The 18,771-nt window shown below is 29.7% G+C and carries 14 protein-coding genes and 1 tRNA gene; 8 read left to right on the top strand and 7 right to left on the bottom strand.

The window, feature by feature from the left end; translation table 11 throughout:
• Nucleotides 1-237: 237 nt before the first annotated feature.
• Together ACZ5SO_RS14410 and ACZ5SO_RS14405 are read left to right on the top strand one after the other, a co-directional pair.
• Nucleotides 238-1,725 carry a sulfatase-like hydrolase/transferase gene (locus tag ACZ5SO_RS14410; RefSeq protein ID WP_464625540.1) on the top strand — a complete coding sequence of 496 codons (1,488 nt, stop codon included), beginning with the start codon at nucleotides 238-240 and terminating at the stop codon, nucleotides 1,723-1,725.
• A 171-nt stretch (nucleotides 1,726-1,896) separates the two neighbouring features.
• Nucleotides 1,897-2,727, top strand: coding sequence for a Cof-type HAD-IIB family hydrolase (locus ACZ5SO_RS14405; RefSeq protein WP_464625539.1), 831 nt, complete (start codon nucleotides 1,897-1,899; stop codon nucleotides 2,725-2,727).
• 403 nt (nucleotides 2,728-3,130) lie between these two features.
• Here the strand turns inward: ACZ5SO_RS14405 and ACZ5SO_RS14400 are convergent, their stop codons facing one another.
• Both ACZ5SO_RS14400 and ACZ5SO_RS14395 read right to left on the bottom strand, forming a co-directional pair.
• Nucleotides 3,131-4,570 (bottom strand): NAD(P)H-dependent flavin oxidoreductase, encoded by a 1,440-nt coding sequence (locus ACZ5SO_RS14400; protein ID WP_464625538.1) that lies wholly within the window; start codon nucleotides 4,568-4,570, stop codon nucleotides 3,131-3,133.
• 207 nt (nucleotides 4,571-4,777) lie between these two features.
• Entirely contained in the window at nucleotides 4,778-5,755 is a 978-nt protein-coding gene (locus ACZ5SO_RS14395; protein WP_464625537.1) for a hypothetical protein, read from the bottom strand.
• Nucleotides 5,756-7,165: 1,410 nt separating this feature from the next.
• On the opposite strand from ACZ5SO_RS14395, the gene ACZ5SO_RS14390 reads away from it, so the two are divergent.
• The 6 genes from ACZ5SO_RS14390 to ACZ5SO_RS14365 all read left to right on the top strand — a co-directional run bounded on the left by ACZ5SO_RS14390 (nucleotide 7,166) and on the right by ACZ5SO_RS14365 (nucleotide 13,664).
• Nucleotides 7,166-7,239 (top strand) — tRNA-Arg (locus ACZ5SO_RS14390).
• 188 nt (nucleotides 7,240-7,427) lie between these two features.
• Entirely contained in the window at nucleotides 7,428-8,195 is a 768-nt protein-coding gene (locus ACZ5SO_RS14385; RefSeq protein ID WP_464625535.1) for a tryptophan-rich sensory protein, read from the top strand.
• A 57-nt stretch (nucleotides 8,196-8,252) separates the two neighbouring features.
• Nucleotides 8,253-9,227, top strand: a complete 975-nt coding sequence (locus ACZ5SO_RS14380; protein WP_464625534.1) for a Rieske 2Fe-2S domain-containing protein — start codon at nucleotides 8,253-8,255, stop codon at nucleotides 9,225-9,227.
• 202 nt (nucleotides 9,228-9,429) lie between these two features.
• The gene (gene katG, locus ACZ5SO_RS14375) at nucleotides 9,430-11,616 is read left to right on the top strand and encodes a catalase/peroxidase HPI (protein WP_464625533.1); all 2,187 of its coding nucleotides are present in this window, start codon (nucleotides 9,430-9,432) and stop codon (nucleotides 11,614-11,616) included.
• An 85-nt stretch (nucleotides 11,617-11,701) separates the two neighbouring features.
• On the top strand, nucleotides 11,702-12,961 hold the full coding sequence (gene uvsE, locus ACZ5SO_RS14370; RefSeq protein ID WP_464625532.1) for a UV DNA damage repair endonuclease UvsE: 1,260 nt from the start codon (nucleotides 11,702-11,704) through the stop codon (nucleotides 12,959-12,961).
• A gap of 10 nt (nucleotides 12,962-12,971) precedes the next feature.
• Nucleotides 12,972-13,664, top strand: coding sequence for an alpha/beta hydrolase (locus ACZ5SO_RS14365; RefSeq protein ID WP_464625531.1), 693 nt, complete (start codon nucleotides 12,972-12,974; stop codon nucleotides 13,662-13,664).
• Between the two features lie 3 nt (nucleotides 13,665-13,667).
• Here ACZ5SO_RS14365 and ACZ5SO_RS14360 read toward each other — a convergent pair whose 3' ends face one another.
• The 5 genes from ACZ5SO_RS14360 to ACZ5SO_RS14340 all read right to left on the bottom strand — a co-directional run bounded on the left by ACZ5SO_RS14360 (nucleotide 13,668) and on the right by ACZ5SO_RS14340 (nucleotide 18,760).
• Nucleotides 13,668-14,297, bottom strand: a complete 630-nt coding sequence (locus tag ACZ5SO_RS14360; protein ID WP_464625529.1) for a D-sedoheptulose-7-phosphate isomerase — start codon at nucleotides 14,295-14,297, stop codon at nucleotides 13,668-13,670.
• 1 nt (nucleotide 14,298) lies between these two features.
• On the bottom strand, nucleotides 14,299-15,201 hold the full coding sequence (locus ACZ5SO_RS14355; protein ID WP_464625527.1) for an ROK family protein: 903 nt from the start codon (nucleotides 15,199-15,201) through the stop codon (nucleotides 14,299-14,301).
• Nucleotides 15,202-15,289: 88 nt separating this feature from the next.
• Nucleotides 15,290-16,195, bottom strand: a complete 906-nt coding sequence (locus ACZ5SO_RS14350; RefSeq protein WP_464625526.1) for a substrate-binding domain-containing protein — start codon at nucleotides 16,193-16,195, stop codon at nucleotides 15,290-15,292.
• Between the two features lie 33 nt (nucleotides 16,196-16,228).
• A complete protein-coding gene (locus ACZ5SO_RS14345) occupies nucleotides 16,229-17,236 on the bottom strand; it encodes an ABC transporter permease (protein ID WP_464625525.1) in 1,008 nt (335 codons plus the stop codon).
• Between the two features lie 15 nt (nucleotides 17,237-17,251).
• On the bottom strand, nucleotides 17,252-18,760 hold the full coding sequence (locus ACZ5SO_RS14340) for a sugar ABC transporter ATP-binding protein (RefSeq protein ID WP_464625524.1): 1,509 nt from the start codon (nucleotides 18,758-18,760) through the stop codon (nucleotides 17,252-17,254).
• Nucleotides 18,761-18,771: the final 11 nt, after the last annotated feature.

The raw sequence follows: 18,771 nt of genomic DNA, 5'->3' as shown, positions 1-18,771 counted from the left end.
TTGATACAGTTTGAACTTATTCACTTCACTTTTATTTCAAACAAAAAAGCTAGGGTGCCATAAAATCCATGCAATTTATTTCATAAAACAATGTCTAAAATACTTATTTGAATTGATTACCATCCATCGAAATAAACTAATAACGTTTATTTATAAAACAATAAAGATAACACATTTTAAAATAAGAAACATTAAGCACATAAAATTTTATAAAACAACATATATAGGAAAAAAATAATGAACAAAACACCGAATATTATTTATATAATGAATGATCATCAAGCATATTATAGACATTCTATGCGATCAGGAGAAAAACCTAAAACACCGAACTTTGATAAATTGTCTAATGAAGGTATTAAATTTGAAAATGCATATTGTGCTACTCCATTATGTGGCCCTGTGAGAAGATCTATTTTAAGTGGATTATATGCTCACACGCATAAACAACACTATAATGATTCAAATAGTCCATATAATGAAGAAAGCTATTTAAGAATTTTAGCAAGAAATGGTTATAGAAATTACTATTATGGTAAATGGCATGCAGGTCCTAGTACTCCAATGCATGAACACAATTGCGAAGGCTTCAGTTGTGAAGGATATGGGAATCCATATATAACTAAAGAATATAATGATTATTTAAAAGAGATGGGCCTTCCAAAAGCAAAACATTTAATTGAAAAAGATTTTTCAACTTTATCACACAGAAAAAGCAATTACTTCAAAAAAATGAAGGAAGGACAAGAATATAGTTGCGAAGATTTTTGGTGCGGAGAACATGCTGTTGGAAAAACTCTCACACCAAAAGAGACGCATGAAGCTTTCTTCCTCGCACATTTAGCTAATAAAAAATTAGAAGAGTTAGCTAAAACAAAGACATCACAACCTTGGCATTTGAGGTTAGATTTTTGGGGACCACATGAACCATTTTTCCCAACACAAGAATTTATAGATATGTATAATCCTTCTAAAATAAAAGAATATGAAAATTTTACTGATAACTTACAAAATAAGGCAGATGTTCATTGTGTTGATGAAAATAATTATATTTCAAAAAATGGGAAATTAATAATACCTAATCCACTTAGTTGGAGTGAATGGCAACAAATACTTTCAAGAGTATATGCTCATATTACTATGGTAGATTATGCAGGAGGTTTGGTTTTAAAAAAAATAAAAGAATTAGGTCTTGATGAGAATACTCTAATAATCTGGACGACAGATCACGGTGATGCTGTTGCAAGTCATGGAGGTCACTTTGATAAATGTTCATACATGTCTCAAGAAGTAATGAGAATTCCAATGGCAATTAAATGGAATAAAGTTATAAAGCCAAACCAAGTCAATAATGACTTAGTCAGTAATTTAGATATTCCTGAAACTATTTTAGATGCTGCAGGCCTTCAATTTAACCAAAAAGTGCACGGAAGAAGTTTATTAGATTTATTCAATCCTAAAGCAAAACCATGGAGAAAGGGTTTAATGTGTGAAACAAATGGACATGGATATATAGAACGGATTGCTGGAAGAATGTATGTATTTGAAAATTGGAAATATGTTTGGTTTGATGGACAAAAAGAAGAATTATATGATTTGGACAAAGATCCATATGAGTTAGATAATTTAATTTCAGATCCTTCCTATGAAAAAATAAAGTTAAAATTAAAAAACTTGCTCAAACAAGTTCAAAAAGAAACAAATGATCCAGTAATTATAGATTAATAAATTATATAGGAGTTAGCAACAAGCTAACTCCTTATCTTTTTTCAAACCATATCTTCTTTAAATAACACACCTTTATAACTCATCAAGTTTTAAAATAGAATACTAGAAATTTAATTAGATCCATGATACAAAAAAGACAACAACGATAAATAAAGGTATAATTTAAAAATGAGCGAAATTAAACTAATCTGCACAGATATTGATGGAACGTTATTAAATTCTGAAAAAAGAATTAATAAACAAGACAAAATAATGTTACAAAGAGCTTGGAAAGAAAAAAACATTCCAATTGCCTTAGTATCGGGTAGGTTTAAAGGAGGATTAACCTTCCTAGCTGAAGAATTAGAAATCCCTTGTATTTATTCTTGTTTTAATGGGGCCTATGTTGAGTGGGAAGGCAAAGTGATTCAAGACACTAAAATTGATATAAACGATCTTAGAAAAGTAATCCCAGTTATAGAAGCAACAAATTCAACTCCTCAAATTTTTGATTTATATGATTATTATTTCGATAATGACAATCCTTGGTATAAACACCAATATTCAGTATGTGGGTTCGATGGTATAATTGGCAATCTTAAAACTCAGTTAGATAAATGGGAAAAAGAAAATTATGCCCCTTATAAAATGTTGGCTAAAAACGATAATCCAGAGCAACTTGCTAAAACAAAACAAGCTTTAATTGATCTAAATCTAAAATCACTGACCATTGTTCAATCTGCTGATTTTATCGTTGAAATAATACCCTCATCTGCAAATAAAGCAAATACAATTAAATTATTAGCTGATTATTTTAACATCGAAACTGATCAAGTAATGGCTTTTGGTGATTATGATAATGACAAAGAAATGTTAATGTGTTCCGGCTTATCTGTTGCAATGGGTAATGCTACTGATGAAATAAAAAAAATTTCAAAATATACAACAGATACAAATGATAACAATGGTATAGCAAAAGCTATTAATAAATTCATATTTAATAATGAGTATAAAATTTAACCAAATAAAACTTTTTAAACATCGTCTTTAATAACTTTTATCATGGAAAATTATCTACTCTCTATTTTACACTGTTTTGTAGATAACCTTCTTTAAAAAATGTTTAATTGAATTTTGATAATAGTATCTTAAATGAATCAAAATAAAAATTTATTTTTATTTCCTTTAATTCACTTTTTATTCAATAATTTAGGAATGAGTATCAGTTGTTACTAAATAGCCACATCAAGTTAAGTAAAATAACTTTGACTATTTAATAACAATACTGAGATACAATAAACTTAAAAACTCAAAATTAAGTCACACCCATTTTGTAATTTATAATCAAATATCTAAAATATGACTAAATTAAATTTTAATATTTAGTCATATTCTCTAACCATGATACGCTTTATATTAAAAATTAAAGTACCACTTTCCAAGCCTTTAATAATTTTTCTTCTAATAAAATCTGTACATTCAATGTACTATTTTTAGCTATCTTATATTGTTTTCTAAGATTAGCAATTAATTCATCGTTATAACTTACTAGAGCCTTTTCATAAGCTTTTTTACAAGCTTTTTCGATTTTTATTTTACTCTCATATTTATCATATAATTTTTTTACACTTTCCATCATAGAATTAACTTTTCTAATAATTTCAATATTTTGAAATTTAATATACTCAGTTTTAAGTGAAGAGACTAAAGAATGAACAGAAACTATTTCTTTAATCTTATAAGCATTGGCACCTGCAAATACAAAACCTTTATCTAATTCACCCTTACGAGCATTGTTTAAAGCTATCGAAATACAATAATTAGCATCATTTGCTTTACAAGTTGAAAGACATTTCCATGTACAAGAAAAATTATGTTTTACCCCATCTTCACTTTTTTTTATAAAATCATTTCTAATTGCTCTACCTAACATTCCAACAGGACTTTTAATAAAACCAATATCATCTTTTGTGCAATTAACATAAGCTAATTTAAATCTTTCATCAGCATCACATTCATCAGTTGCTACAAATCTTGTTGCCATTTGTACACCAGAGGCTCCACTATTTATTACTTTATAAATATCCTTTCCCGAATAAACTCCACCTCCTGCTATAAGAGGAATATCCCTATTATATTCTTTTTTATATAGACCTAAGGTTTCATTAATTGATTTAATTAAATGCTTCAATTGATAATCTTTATTATTAACTTGATTTCTTTCGAAACCTAAATGACCTCCGGCTAAAGGACCTTCTACTACAACAGCATCTGGAATATCATTATAAATTTTACCCCACATTTTAAAAATCAAATTAGTAGCTCTAGCAGAACTTACAATAGGAACGATTGCAATATTTTTTTCTCTCAATCTTTTTACAGGAATATCCTTAATGGGCAAACCTGCCCCCATAAAAACTATATCAACAGCTTCTTCGATAGCAACATCGAGCATCTTTTTAAAATTATTAATAGCTACCATGATATTAACACCAATGATACCTTTTGTTTTTTCTCTAGCAACTCTGATTTCTTTTCTAAAAGCCCTTACACTAGCATTATCACCATCTTGATAATATTTAGTATCTAATAGACCAATTCCATTGGCTGCTATAACTCCAACCCCACCTTCATTTGCTACAGCACTAGCTAATGAGGAAAGAGATATCCCAACTCCCATACCACCCTGCACGATGGGAAGGGATGCTATATGAGATCCAATTTTTAAGGATGGTAGTTTTTTATTATTTATATTACTAAACTCTAATTGTTTAATAATATCCTTTACTGGAACACTCTTTTCAACAACTTTAGTAAACTGTTTCAATGAGCTAACCATACTATCTAAATTAAAAGTTTTCATTTTAACTCCATTATTACACTCTTTTTCGTTTTTATGTGTATTATATTTATATAATACTATTTTTACATTTTTTAATAAAGTGTCAATAATAAAATAAATAAAAAATTTCCTAATAAGTAATCACAAAAAGAAGAGCCATAATAAATTACGGCTCCCCTCTTAAATCTTATCTTATTAATTTAATATATATTTTATAAAACAATTAATTTAGAATGATTTGTAAACTTCAACGTTAAATTCTACAATTTGGTCACTACTTAATGTAGTATCAACAAATGGATATACAAAGAAGTCATCACTTAAGTATTTCTTAACACCTAATCTTGCCCAGTTTGACAATGATGAAGTTGTAAAATTATAGTCACCTTCGTAGTAAGCTATAACTGAAGTAGTATCATCTAAGTCATAATATAGTTGTGGTACGATAGCTAAAACACTTTCACTATCATCGTTGATATTGTCATAATAAAGATCTAAATAAGTTGAAGCAGCATCAGCTGAATAAGCTAGAACAGCACCTAATTCAAAATCATCAACATCAGTTACTGTAACTTTACCATCAACAGCGAAGTCAAGGCCTAAGCTACCTGTGATTGTTCCTGCAATTTGAACATCACCATCTTCGATATAACCAATAGCTTCTAAACCTGTTAAACCTTCTTCAGCAGTAAAATCATAATTAACAGCAAGACCATAACCAGCAACAGAAGCATCAATTGGTAATTGAGTAAATGGAGTTAATACTAAAGATCCAGTATCATCAGATAATACTGTTAAACTTGCTGAAGCATTGAAAGTTTCTGTATCACCTAATACATCTCCAGCGTTATACCAGTTTTCATATCCGAAATCAATTTCAGACCAACCAGCTTGTAATGTTAATAAATCATCAGAATAAGAAATAGAAGCTTCATCTGCAGTAACAGATAACTCACCATCTGAATCAATAGAAAGATCTAAATCTAATGTAAAATCTGTTGAGTCAGTAGAATCTTCTAAAACAACATTTGTAGTAGCATAAGAATCTGAAGTATCACTAGAATAAGTTCCACTTGATTCAGATACAGCATTAGTGTAATAAAGATAAGAACTACCGCTAATTTGAGGATCTGCACTCAAAGCGAACAACGCAAATACAGAAACACCTACTAAAGTCGACATTTTTTTTAAATTAAAGTTTGTCATTTTTCTCTCCTAAAAAGAAAATTTTTAACTCATATTACCACATACTTTTTGCTTTTCAACAAAGCTCACACAAATGACACATTAGTACACATATCTCTACAAACAAATACATATAAAAACACATAACTCCTTACTTTTTTTAAACTTACGAAAAATTTTTAAATTCATTCGATTTAAGTAACAAAAATCATTGTTTTGTTGACACTAAGGAATCTAATAAATATACAAAATTTAGATAAACTGTGTATTTCCAAAAAATCTAATTTATATAATTCCATACAATTTATTAAAATAAAGAAGAAAACATTAAATTTACTAGACAAACACTTATTTTTATAAAAAAGGCTCATTGTATTTTATAGAACTATCATATTTCTTCATATTTAGATGCGCTAATTACAGGTATTATGACTTTAACAAGTTTAGAAATAATAGATTGCTTGACAATTAAATTTCAAAAAAATATCATTGCTTTAAGAATTATTTACATATAGATCTCCACTAATAGTTTAGGGATTATTATATAATGATAGTTTTATCTTTTATCTATTAGTTATAAAATTTACTTTAATCTCCAATATTTTCAAAGGTTATGAGTAAAATAGGTTGTCAATTACCTATACAACAATAAATTATTTACGACATTAAAAAATATTTATTGTGTTGTATAAATTATTAATTATTTTCTTTCTTAAGTGAATTTTGAATCATTTATGTAGAATACCCATAATTTTGATAATGCTTTATTATTTTCTTGAATTTAATTCAATCTACTATAAAACTTCTAAAGGATAAATTATTTTATTTAATTGAATGATCTTTTAGTTTTTTAACCTTCTCTTTGATTTGCTAAATACAGACCAAACTTTATAGAACCTAATTTGTGTATTTCTCTCAAAAGCTATAACCCTTGTTTTTAAATATTTATTCTTTCCATGATTATAATCAATTAAATCTTTACTATGAAAATGAGCATGCTCTAATGCAGAAAGTCTATCTTATTATGTTCTAGTTGTATATTTTTCGGATTAATATATTATTGGATAAAATCCATTGTAATTCTAACTCTAGTGAAGTTTGTACAAAAAATATATTATTCATTTCGCTAAAAACAGGTTATCAATTGCTTTGTTTTTTAAAATAAATCACACAAATCTAAATTTTCATTTGTTTGGAGAAAATATATGATACTAATTGGGAAAAAGTTATCCCAAATGAGTTTATTTGGAGTATAAATAAATGTAAAATAAATCGACAGAATTCTAATTACACTTTACCTTTTTAATTAACTTCACTGTGGTTGAAATTCTTGCTTTTATCTTGATTGACACTTACTATACAATATGATAATTTTACGCATAAACATAAGTAACATCAATTTGAAGAAATTGAATGTTAAACTAGTAATTCGCCCTGTTAGCTCAGCTGGATAGAGCACTTCCCTCCTAAGGAAGGGGTCGGACGTTCGAATCGTCTACGGGGCATTTTATTTTTCTTTCTCTGATATTTTCATGAAATTGAATCTCAAAATTAAACATTAATATTTATAAAACCTTCGATTTAATAATAAACTACAAAACTATTTAAAAATACAATATTTATATTTAGCAAATAATAATTAATAGAAATTTAATATGTGTGTTATAATATTAAAAAAAACGGAGGCAAATTAATGAAAAACACTATTAAAGTTTTTGTAGTTTTAACTTATATATTAATGATTGTTGTTAACATCTTAGCCAATACTCTTCCATTAAATGGAGTTGATACAGGAGTAATCTCAGACTCTTATCCAAACTTATTTGCTCCAGCTGGTATTACCTTTGCTATTTGGGGAATAATATATTTACTTCTAGGTCTATTTACTTTTTATCAGTTAGGATTGATAAACAAAAACGATGAAATAAGTAATGAACTAATGAATAAAGTTGGATTATTATTTTCACTATCTTCCTTAGCTAACAGTATTTGGATTTTCACTTGGCATTATCAAATAATTTGGTTATCTATAATTTTTATGATACTAATTCTATTGTCTTTAATAAAAATTGTTAGTGCAATTAGAGAAGAGAAATTAAGTACTAAAGAAAAATTCTTTGTTAAATTACCTTTTAGTATTTATTTTGGTTGGATTACTGTTGCAACAATAGCTAATGCAACAACATTACTAGTTAGTTTAGGTTGGAAGGGTTTTGGTATTTCTGAATCTACCTGGACAATACTTATCCTTATTGTGGGAGCCATCATTGGTATAATCACTCTACTAAGAAATAGAGATTATTTTTATGGTTTGGTTTTCGTTTGGGCTTATTTTGGAATAATTATTAAACACACTACTGTTTTCAATAACATGTACCCATCTATTGTTGTAACGGCCATAGTTTTAATTGCTTTAATTCTAGCTGCAGACATTTATGCCTTTATAAAAAGAGAATATTAATAACAAAACAATAGGCTCCTTATTTTATTAGCCTAATTTGAGCTTGGAGATTTAGCCATGATTAGAAATCAATGGTACGCAGTTTTAGATTCTAAAGAAGTTCCTAAAAAAGGTTTAATTAGCTTTAAAAGGCTTGGTGAGAAACTTGTTTTTTGGAGAGATGAAAATAATGAGATAGCTTGTATTTTCGATAGATGTTGCCATAGAGGAGCATCTATTAGTTCTGGCAAATTAGTAAATAATCACCCTCAATGCCCTTTCCATGGTTTTCAATATGATAAAACCGGAAAAGTTGTTGTTATCCCTGCTAATGGAAAAAATGAAAAAGTGCCAGAAAGATATAAAGTAAACTCATATATTGCAAAAGAAAAATATGGATTCATTTGGATCTTTTGGGGAGATGAAAAAGAAAACCTTCCACCAATCCCATTTTTTGAAGATTTAAAACAAAACTTTTACTACTCTCAAATACATGATCATTGGCCAATGCACTATACTATGTGTATTGAAAATCAAATGGATGTAGTTCATGTTCCTTTCGTCCACCATAATACAATTGGAAGAGGTGGTAAAACTTTAGTTTTTGGCCCAAAAACAAAATGGGAGGATAACCAACTCACTTGGTATGTAAAAAACCTTGTTGACGATGGAAAAACTAAGATTAAAAGTGCTAAAGAAATGGATGATGTAAAAGATTTATTTTCTTTACAAATTATCATGCCAAATATTTGGCACAATATTATAGCTGAAAAGGTTAGAGTTTTTGCAGCTTTTGCTCCAATAGATGATGAAAACACTATGATATATCTTAGATTTTACCAAGCTTTTATGAAAACTTGGGGCCTTAGACATATTATCGGATTTTTCGGGAAAATATATAGCAAGATAATTTTAAACCAAGATAAAAAAGTCGTTATTACACAATTGCCCAAACAAAGCTCAGCAAGGATGGATGAGAAATTAATTCCAGGAGATAGACCTATCATAGAATTTAGAAAAAGATATGAGAAATTAAGTCAAGAAAACAATTAATATTTAACCTTCTCCTATAATTCACACAAATAGAATTATTTTACTTTTGGTCATATTTATATGATATAATAAAGAATGTAAATTCATAGTATTAATTATAAAGATTAACCACATCTTAGTTTTCCTTCTAACATTAATACTATGCTTATAAGTCATAAATCTTTCTTATAAGTCGCTTTATTAACTAATAGGAGGAATTTCTATGAGTGGTAGTAGATGTCCTGTAACAGGACTTAGTTCTAATCCCCAAACAAAGGGAACAAGTAATAAAGATTGGTGGCCTAACCAATTGAATTTAAAAATTCTCCATCAAAATTCATCACTAATTAATCCTTTAGGGGATAATTTTGATTATGCTAAAGAATTCAATAAACTCGATCTAAAAAAGGTTAAAGAAGATTTATTTGAATTAATGACAGCTTCCCAAGACTGGTGGCCAGCTGATTGGGGAAATTACGGACCTTTATTTATAAGAATGGCTTGGCATAGTGCCGGAACTTATAGAACTAGTGATGGTCGAGGTGGAGCTAACACAGGTAATCAAAGATTTGCCCCATTAAATAGTTGGCCAGATAATGTTAATCTAGATAAGGCAAGAAGATTGTTATGGCCAATCAAACAAAAATATGGTAGGGCTCTATCTTGGGCTGATTTAATGATACTCGCAGGTAATTGTGCTCTAGAATCTATGGGATGTAAATTATTAGGCTTTGCTGGTGGAAGAATTGATATTTGGGAACCTGAAGATGAAGTTTATTGGGGTGCAGAAAAAGAATGGCTTGAAAAAGGTAGAACTACTAAGGAAAAAGAATTAGAGAATCCTCTTGCTGCAGTACAAATGGGACTAATTTATGTAAATCCTGAAGGGCCTAACGGAGAACCTATACCTACTGAATCAGCTAGAGATATTCGTGTAACATTTGCTAGAATGGCTATGAATGATGAAGAAACAGTAGCCTTAATTGCAGGTGGACATACCTTTGGCAAATGTCATGGAGCAGGAGATGCTAGTTTAGTTGGTCCTGAACCTGAAGCTGCTCCTATTGAACAATTAGGTCTAGGTTGGAAAAGTAGCTATAAAAGTGGAAAAGGAATAGACACAATCAGTAGTGGAATAGAAGGTGCTTGGAAACCTAACCCAACTAAATGGGATAATGGATATTTCAAAGTAATGTTTAAATATGAATGGGAACTTCTAAAAAGCCCAGCTGGTGCTTATCTATGGTTAGCAAAAGATGTTGATGAAGAAGATATGGTAGTAGATGCCCATGATAAAAATATTAAACATAGACCAATGATGACTACAGCTGATTTAGCTTTAAAATTTGACCCAATTTATGAAAAGATAGCCAAAAGATATTATGCAAATCCTGATGAATTTGCTACAGCATTTGCTTCTGCTTGGTTTAAATTAACTCATAGAGATATGGGACCTATTACTAGATATTTAGGATCTGAAGTTCCAAAAGAAACTTTTATTTGGCAAGATCCCGTTCCAAAAAGAGATTATAAAATTATCGATTCAAAAGATATTGATAAATTAAAAGATTTAATCTTAGCAACTAATTTAACAGTATCTCAATTAGTTTCTACTGCTTGGGCATCAGCATCAACGTTTAGAGGTTCTGATTTCAGAGGTGGAGCTAATGGTGGGAGAATAAGATTAAAACCACAAATTGATTGGCAGGTAAATGAACCTGATAAACTAAAAACAATATTAAAAATTTTAACAAAGGTTCAAACAGATTTTAACTCAACTTGTGAAAAAGATAAAAAAGTCTCATTAGCTGATATTATTGTTCTTGGAGGTTGTGTTGGTATTGAAAAAGCAGCTCTTAAAGCGGGGTCTAAAATTAGTGTTCCATTTAAACCAGGAAGAACAGATGCCCTACAAGAACAAACCGATATTGAATCCTTTTCTGTTTTAGAACCTATTGCCGATGGTTTTAGAAATTACCAAAAAAGTGATTTCTCTATTTCAAGTGAAGAATTACTAATTGATAAAGCTCAACTATTAACTTTAACAGCACCTGAAATGACTGTGCTTTTTGGAGGTTTGAGGGTATTAGATATTAATTATAAACAATCTAAAAAAGGAGTTTTTACAAATAATCCAGGCACTTTAACTAATGATTATTTTAAAAATTTACTAGATATGTCTATAATGTGGCAACCAACTTCAAAAGAGAAAAATGAGTTTGTTGGAATTGATAGAAAAGCGTCTAAACAAGTTTTTACTGCCTCTCGTGTCGATTTAGTTTTTGGGTCTAACTCTCAACTTAGAGCTCAAGCTGAAGTTTACGCATGTAATGATGCTAAGGAGAAATTCCTAGAAGATTTTGTAAAAGCTTGGACTAAGGTTATGAATTTGGATAGGTTCGATTCATAATATTTTTAAATATAAAATTTAATGCTAGTAATATAAAGACAATATTGCTAGCATTTTTCTCTACAACGTTTATTAAGAGGTATTTATGTCAATTGGTTATGCATGTATTAACATAGGGAGAAGTGATACTAAATTATCTACTATCCGTGTTAAAAATTACAGTACTGAAAAAATGTATCAAATAATTGATCAAAATCTAAAGGCTTTAGAAGAAGTTGTAAAATATAATATAGAAAATGATATTCATCTATTTAGGATTAGCTCTGACATAATGCCTCTAGCTTCACACCCAATTAACACCTTTCCTTGGTGGCAAATATTTAAAAAAAGACTTATCGAAATTGGGAATCTAATTAAAAGCAATAATATACGAGTATCTATGCATCCAGGTCAATATACTATAATTAATTCTATCAACGAGGTAGTTGTACAAAAATCAATTGAAGATATTAAATATCATTGTATGTTTTTAGATTCACTTCAAGTTAACTACTCTAGCAAAATTGTCTTACACATAGGCGGAGTCTATTCAGATAAAACAACTTCAATGGAAAGATTTATATCAAATTTCAATAAGTTAGATGATAATTTAAAAAATAGAATTATAATTGAAAACGATGATAAATCATACAATATTCAAGATGTTTTATATATTTCTTCTAAAATTCATGCACCTGTTGTATTTGATAATCTTCACCATAAATTAAACCCTCCAGAAAAATGTAATAAAACAGAATTTGAACTGATAGAAGAATGTAATAAAACTTGGTCAAAAACAGATGGAAAACAAAAAATCCACTATTCACAAACTGCTACTAATTATAGAAATGGGGCCCATTCGAAGACTATAAAAGCTGAAGAGTTTTTATCTTTTTATAATAATCTTATAAATAAAGAAATAGATATTATGTTAGAAGTAAAAGATAAAAATCTCTCTGCCATAAAATGTAATCTACTCATCTCAAAACCTTTAAAAATTCAATTAGTAGAAAAAGAATGGGCTAGATATAAATACTATGTTTTAAGTTGTTCTGCTACTCTATATAATCAAATCAGACAACTGTTAAAAGATAAAAACAAAATTGATTTAATTGAATTTTATAAAATTATAGAAAAAGCAATAGCCTTAAATCTAGATAAGAAAGGTCAAATTAATACTGCTCAACATGTTTGGGGCTATTTTAAAAAGAATGCAACAGAAAAAGAGAAACAAAAATTTTTAAAATTATTAGATACATATATAAAAAGTGATAAATCAAGCAATGCCCTAAAAAATTACTTATACAAATTATCTTTAAAATATTGTGTTGAATATTTACTTAATTCACTATATTTTTACATTTAGTGGAGTATTAATGAAAAAAAAGCAAATATATAAAATTATTTTAGTTTTCTTTTTTATCATAATAGGAATCTTTTTTATCTATACATCAAATTATTTAAAGGCAAATACCACAGATATTAATAAAATTTATTCTTCTAATCCTAATATAGATGAAATTGATAATTTTACAGTTATCTATCCAAATAAAAGTAATGATAAAAATATTGGCTTAATATTCTACCCTGGAGGTAAAGTTGAAGATAAGGCTTACCTTCCACTTTTAAATCAAATTTCGCAAACTGGTGTAACTTGTTTCTTAGTAAAAATGCCTTTTAACTTAGCTGTTTTTAATATAGATGCTGCAGATAAAATAATTGAAAGATACCCTTCAATAAACAATTGGTTTCTCTCAGGTCACTCTCTTGGTGGAGCTATGGCTAGTAGTTATGCTGCGGATAACTATAAAAAACTAGAAGGCTTAATCCTTCTAGCATCTTATCCTTTAAATGAAGCTCCAATTAGCACTATTTGCATCTTTGGATCTCTTGATACTGTTTTAGATGTATCAAAACTAGATGGTGCTACTAAAATCGAAATTGAGGGTGCTAATCATGCAAATTTTGGAAATTATGGCTCTCAAAAAGGAGATACTGTTGCAACTATCTCTAGAGAAAAACAACAACAGATTACAGTTGAAGCCATAAGAAATTTTATTTTTAAATAAGATCTACCAAAGAGAATCTTCTATCATCAAACAAAGAGAGTGATATATTGGAAGATGTAACTCCTGAACTTTGTAAGTCTCAGTTTCAGGGACTTTTATTACAACATCACAATATTTATCAACTGCCCCTTCTCTTTTCCCTGTGAGCCCAATTACTTTTAAATTTTTAGCCTTAGCTACAATACTAGCTAAAACCACGTTTTTGGATGAACCAGAAGAAGATATGCAAATTAAGACATCCCCCTCATTTCCATATCCTACCACTTGCTGAGCAAAAATTAATGAAGCATCTACATCATTACTAAAAGCAGTATTTAGGGCACTATGTTGTGATAAATTAATTGCAGCTACAGCATCTTGCAATTTTTCATTTAAAAGAGGAGCTTCTTCATTAGATATTTGTGATATTTGTTTTTGCAATTCATCATTAATTGGTCTTTTTTTTACAAAAGATTTCATTAATTCGCCAACTATATGATCACTATCAGCACTACTGCCACCATTTCCACAAACTAAAATTTTATGATGAGACTTTCCGCAATCATTCAAAATTAAGTAACTTTGTAATATTTGTTGATAACAGCTTTTAAGCTGTGGATATCTACTAATTAACTCTTCTAAATATTTTTCCATACTATTTTAACCCTCTTTGAGCTACGGTAACAGATGCAACATCCCCAAGATTTTCCATTAATAAAGACGGTTTTATTTTACACAACCCTTTATTTATATCGAGAATTTCATCATCTAATATTTTTAGCATTGTTTTATCGATTATCTCTTGACTTCTTGAATAAATACTTCCAATTACAATGCAATCTAAGGCTAATAAATCTATTAAAATAGCTAAGGTTAAACCTAATTTTTCACTACTTCTTCTAACTGTTTCAATAGCTAATTTATCGCCATCCTTTTCTGCACGATCAAAAATTTCTTTAGTAGTTAATTTTTGATTTGTCAATTTTTCATGTAATAAAGAAATACCTTCACCGCAACAGTAACTTTCAACAGATCCATACTTGCCATAGCATAAAGGACCATCTTTATCAATTCTTATATGCCCTATTTCTCCAGCTTGATCATTAGATCCTTTATATAATTTCCCCGATAAAATAAGACCAGCTCCCATACCAGTACCAAATGTTAAAAATGCAAAGTTTTTACTGCCTCTTCCATTGCCATAATAATATTCTGCTAAGGCACAAGCATTTGCATCATTCTCTAAAAAGGTTGGAATGTGAAAAACATCTTCAAGTCGTTTTTTAATATTTATTCCATGCCAAGTCTGTAAATGGGTAGGACTTATAAAAACACCCTTTTCACTATCTAATGGTCCACCAGCACTTATGCCTATGGCCATTATATCTACATCAAAATCTATTTTAATCTTGTTTATTGCATCAATAATTAATTGAAAGTTATCTTCAAATTCTATTTTTGTTGGAAATTTAATCTTATGTAAAATTTCACACTTATCATTAGAGAGAACTACTGATATTTTTGTTCCACCAATATCTAAGCCAATATAATGCTTCATTAACTACCCTCAAATTTTAATAAATTATTTTAAAATTAATTATAAATACAATAATAAATGAGGCACCAATTAAGGTGCCTCTAGTTAATTAGTTTTTACCAATTACAGATACACCAGTATCTACATATTTTTGCTCAATAGTTTTACCATTAAGAACATCAATTGCTGTCTTAATACCTTCATATCCCATTACATCAGGATTTTGAGCCATTGTGCAAAGTAAATAACCTTTGTCAATTAAAGATAGAATCATATCTGATTTATCAAATCCAACACCAACAACAGAATTTCCTGCTTCTTGGATTGCATTACCTACACCAACTGTTGATCCTTCGTTTGCACCAAATAGACCTACAACACCTTGTGTTATAAAGTTAGCACTCATATCTTTAGCAATAGCAGCATCACCATTACAATATTGAGTTTCTAAAATATTATAAGCTGTACCTTCGAATGCTTTTCTAAATCCTGCTTCACGAGCTACAGTTGAAGCTGTTGCAGCATTAACATTAATGATACCGATAGAACCTGAAGTAACGCCTCTTGCTTTCAATTCATTAATCATTTGTTGTCCTGCAGTTGTACCAGCAGCTTCATTATCTGTTGCTAAAATTTGTTCACCAGGATAGTCAGCAGCACTATCAACATATATTATTTTTACGCCAGCTGAAGTTGCTTCTTTTAAAGCAGCAGTAACAGCATCAGGTCCGTTAGCAGCTAATAGGATAACATCAGCTCCACCTGCTACGGCATTGTTAATTGATTCAATTTGTTTATTATCATCTTTAACATCTGGAGCTAACCATTTGTAGTCAATTCCACCAAATTCAGCTACAGCTTTTTCACAACCTGCATTAACGTTTTGCCAGTGTTGATCCATTTGATCCATAGTAATTAAGTAAACCTTCTTATTTGAGGATTCACTTTGACCTTGTGCGAATAGGCCAACAACGACGAAAAGTGAAAGTGTAACGATTAATAATGCTTTTTTCATTATTTTCTCCTTTTTTAAATAGCAATTTGCTTTTTATTTTTTTAATATTTTCCAACTCTTTCCCTTATTGCTTCTAACAATAACGTCAAGAAGTACTGAAACCACAACTATAATTCCAATAACAATATTTCTAATTGCTATTGGAGCTCCAGCAAACTGGAGACCATTTTGAAGAACACCCCAAATTGATGCACCAACAACTGTGCCAAATAAGAGACCTTGTCCACCTAAAGTTGAAACACCACCGATAACTGATGCTGCAACAGCATATAATTCATAAGAAGTTCCTGCATCCATTGTTCCCATACCACTTGTTGCTGTAGTAATCAAACCAACTACACAACAAACAAAAGCTGAAACTAAGTAGGCTTTGATAGTTGTTGAGACAACAGAAACACCAGACAATCTAGCAGCTTCAATATTAGAACCAACTGCATATATGTGACGACCAGTTCTAGTTCGTGTTAATACAAAATTAAAAATTAACCAAAGTCCTAATGCTATCCAAATTGTGTTATATAAGCCTAAACTTTTTCCATAATAGAAGAAGTTTCTAAAGCCTTCAGCAGCTTCACCAATTGAATCAGTGTTATAGTTATTATTTGCTATTTGGGCAATCCCTCTTGCAATTGTCATTGTTCCAAGAGTTGCAATAAAAGATGGTAATTTACACCAAGCAACTAAGAATCCATTTACAAGACCAACCATCAAAGCACAGATTATTGTGATAATTACAGCAGCTAGGGGATTAACACCTCTAGTCATCAAAGTTGCACTAATCATACAACTCATACCGACAACACTTCCAATACTCAAGTCAATTTGACCAATTAATAATACGTAGGATTGACCTATACCAATTAATAAAATAGGAGCAATTTGTCTTAGCAAATTAGATACATTTCTTGATGAAAAGAACATCGGATTCATTAACCCAAAAACTATACATAGGATGATTAATCCAATAGTAACTGTTAATACTTGTCCCATTCCCCTTATTGCCATTAATCTTTTATAAGGGCTTTCCAATTTCTGATTCATTTTTTCACGTCCTTTCTAGTCAATCTTATTTTCAAATTTTGTAGCTAATTGTAATATTTCTTCTTGATTTGTTTTTTCAGTAGCTAAAGATCCAGTGACTCTACCATCACACATAACTACAATTCTATCTGAAACACCTAAAATTTCTGGCATCTCACTAGAAACAAATACAACAGCGATACCATTTTGCTTTAAAGTGTTCATAATGTTGTAGATTTCAACTTTAGCTGCAACATCGATTCCCCTTGTAGGTTCATCAAAAATTACAACCTTACTGTTTCTAGCTAACCATTTAGCTACTACAACTTTTTGCTGGTTTCCACCTGAAAGGCTTGCTGCATTTACCTCAGAAGTAGGTAATTTTATTTTTAAATTCACTATAGCTTTTTCAACTATTTCTTTTTCTTTTTTTCTATTTACAACACCCGTCTTATTACATAATTCATCTAAATTAGCTAAAGCAATATTTTCTCTAACAGATAATTTTGTACAAAGACCATCTTTTTTTCTATCTTCAGGTGCTAAAACAATCCCATGCTTAATAGCATCCATAGGACATTTAATATCTACTTTCTCACCTTGAACAATTATCTCACCACTGTCTTTATGATCTACTCCAAAAATAGCCCTTGTGGTTTCTGTTCTACCGGCACCCATTAAACCAGCAATACCTAAAATTTCACCTTCATAAGCATCAAAACTAACGTCTCTAACCATTCTTCCAGCGTTTAAATTTTTAACAGTAAAAATTTTCTTACCACGTTTAGTCTTCACTCTTGGAAATTGTTCTGTTATCTCACGACCAACCATATGAGAAATAATTTTGGAAAGAGGTAATTGATCAAAAGCTCCTTCAGTAATATATTTTCCGTCTCTCATGATTGTAACGTAATCTACAATATGTTGAAGTTCTTCTAATCTATGTGAAATATATACAATTCCGCAACCACTAGCTTTAACTTCTCTTATAATTCTAAACAAATCTTCTATTTCTTTCGTTGTCAAAGCACTAGTTGGTTCATCCATTATTAGAACTTTAGCATTAGATTCAAGAGCTTTCGCTATTTCAACCATTTGTTGTTGGCCAACACCAAGATTACCAACAATAGCTGTAGGATTAATATCAATCTTTAACCTTTGCAAAACTGCATCTGCTCTTTTAATCATTTCTTTATCTTTTAGTAAACCTTTGCTATGGATTTCCTTACCTAAAAAAATATTTTCAGCTACAGTTAAATGCGAGCACATATTCAACTCTTGGTGTATAATTGCAACTCCTAAATCTTGTGCACTTTTTGGAGTTAGATTGCCTTTTATCTCTTCACCAAATATCTTTAATTCACCCTCATCTCTAGTATAAACTCCAGAGAGTATTTTCATTAGTGTAGATTTACCGGCACCATTTTCTCCTAAGAGAGCCATTACTTGTCCACTTTTTAGATGAAATGATACCTTATCAAGGGCTTTTACCCCTGGAAAAGTCTTAGTAATATCCTTCATTTCAACAATATATTCATTACTCATAGGTTAATAAC

The organism is Pleomorphochaeta naphthae (assembly GCF_055396005.1).
The sequence above is the reverse complement of the archived record's forward strand: the minus strand, read 5'-3'. Positions and strand labels throughout refer to the sequence as shown.

What these genes read in the sequence shown, in the direction of transcription:
- ACZ5SO_RS14410 (WP_464625540.1), top strand. Translation starts at nt 238, where the DNA reads ATGAACAAAACACCGAATATTATTTATATAATGAATGATCATCAAGCA.
- ACZ5SO_RS14405 (WP_464625539.1), top strand. Translation starts at nt 1,897, where the DNA reads ATGAGCGAAATTAAACTAATCTGCACAGATATTGATGGAACGTTATTA.
- ACZ5SO_RS14400 (WP_464625538.1), bottom strand. Translation starts at nt 4,570, where the DNA reads ATGAAAACTTTTAATTTAGATAGTATGGTTAGCTCATTGAAACAGTTT.
- ACZ5SO_RS14395 (WP_464625537.1), bottom strand. Translation starts at nt 5,755, where the DNA reads ATGACAAACTTTAATTTAAAAAAAATGTCGACTTTAGTAGGTGTTTCT.
- ACZ5SO_RS14385 (WP_464625535.1), top strand. Translation starts at nt 7,428, where the DNA reads ATGAAAAACACTATTAAAGTTTTTGTAGTTTTAACTTATATATTAATG.
- ACZ5SO_RS14380 (WP_464625534.1), top strand. Translation starts at nt 8,253, where the DNA reads ATGATTAGAAATCAATGGTACGCAGTTTTAGATTCTAAAGAAGTTCCT.
- katG (WP_464625533.1), top strand. Translation starts at nt 9,430, where the DNA reads ATGAGTGGTAGTAGATGTCCTGTAACAGGACTTAGTTCTAATCCCCAA.
- uvsE (WP_464625532.1), top strand. Translation starts at nt 11,702, where the DNA reads ATGTCAATTGGTTATGCATGTATTAACATAGGGAGAAGTGATACTAAA.
- ACZ5SO_RS14365 (WP_464625531.1), top strand. Translation starts at nt 12,972, where the DNA reads ATGAAAAAAAAGCAAATATATAAAATTATTTTAGTTTTCTTTTTTATC.
- ACZ5SO_RS14360 (WP_464625529.1), bottom strand. Translation starts at nt 14,297, where the DNA reads ATGGAAAAATATTTAGAAGAGTTAATTAGTAGATATCCACAGCTTAAA.
- ACZ5SO_RS14355 (WP_464625527.1), bottom strand. Translation starts at nt 15,201, where the DNA reads ATGAAGCATTATATTGGCTTAGATATTGGTGGAACAAAAATATCAGTA.
- ACZ5SO_RS14350 (WP_464625526.1), bottom strand. Translation starts at nt 16,195, where the DNA reads ATGAAAAAAGCATTATTAATCGTTACACTTTCACTTTTCGTCGTTGTT.
- ACZ5SO_RS14345 (WP_464625525.1), bottom strand. Translation starts at nt 17,236, where the DNA reads ATGAATCAGAAATTGGAAAGCCCTTATAAAAGATTAATGGCAATAAGG.
- ACZ5SO_RS14340 (WP_464625524.1), bottom strand. Translation starts at nt 18,760, where the DNA reads ATGAGTAATGAATATATTGTTGAAATGAAGGATATTACTAAGACTTTT.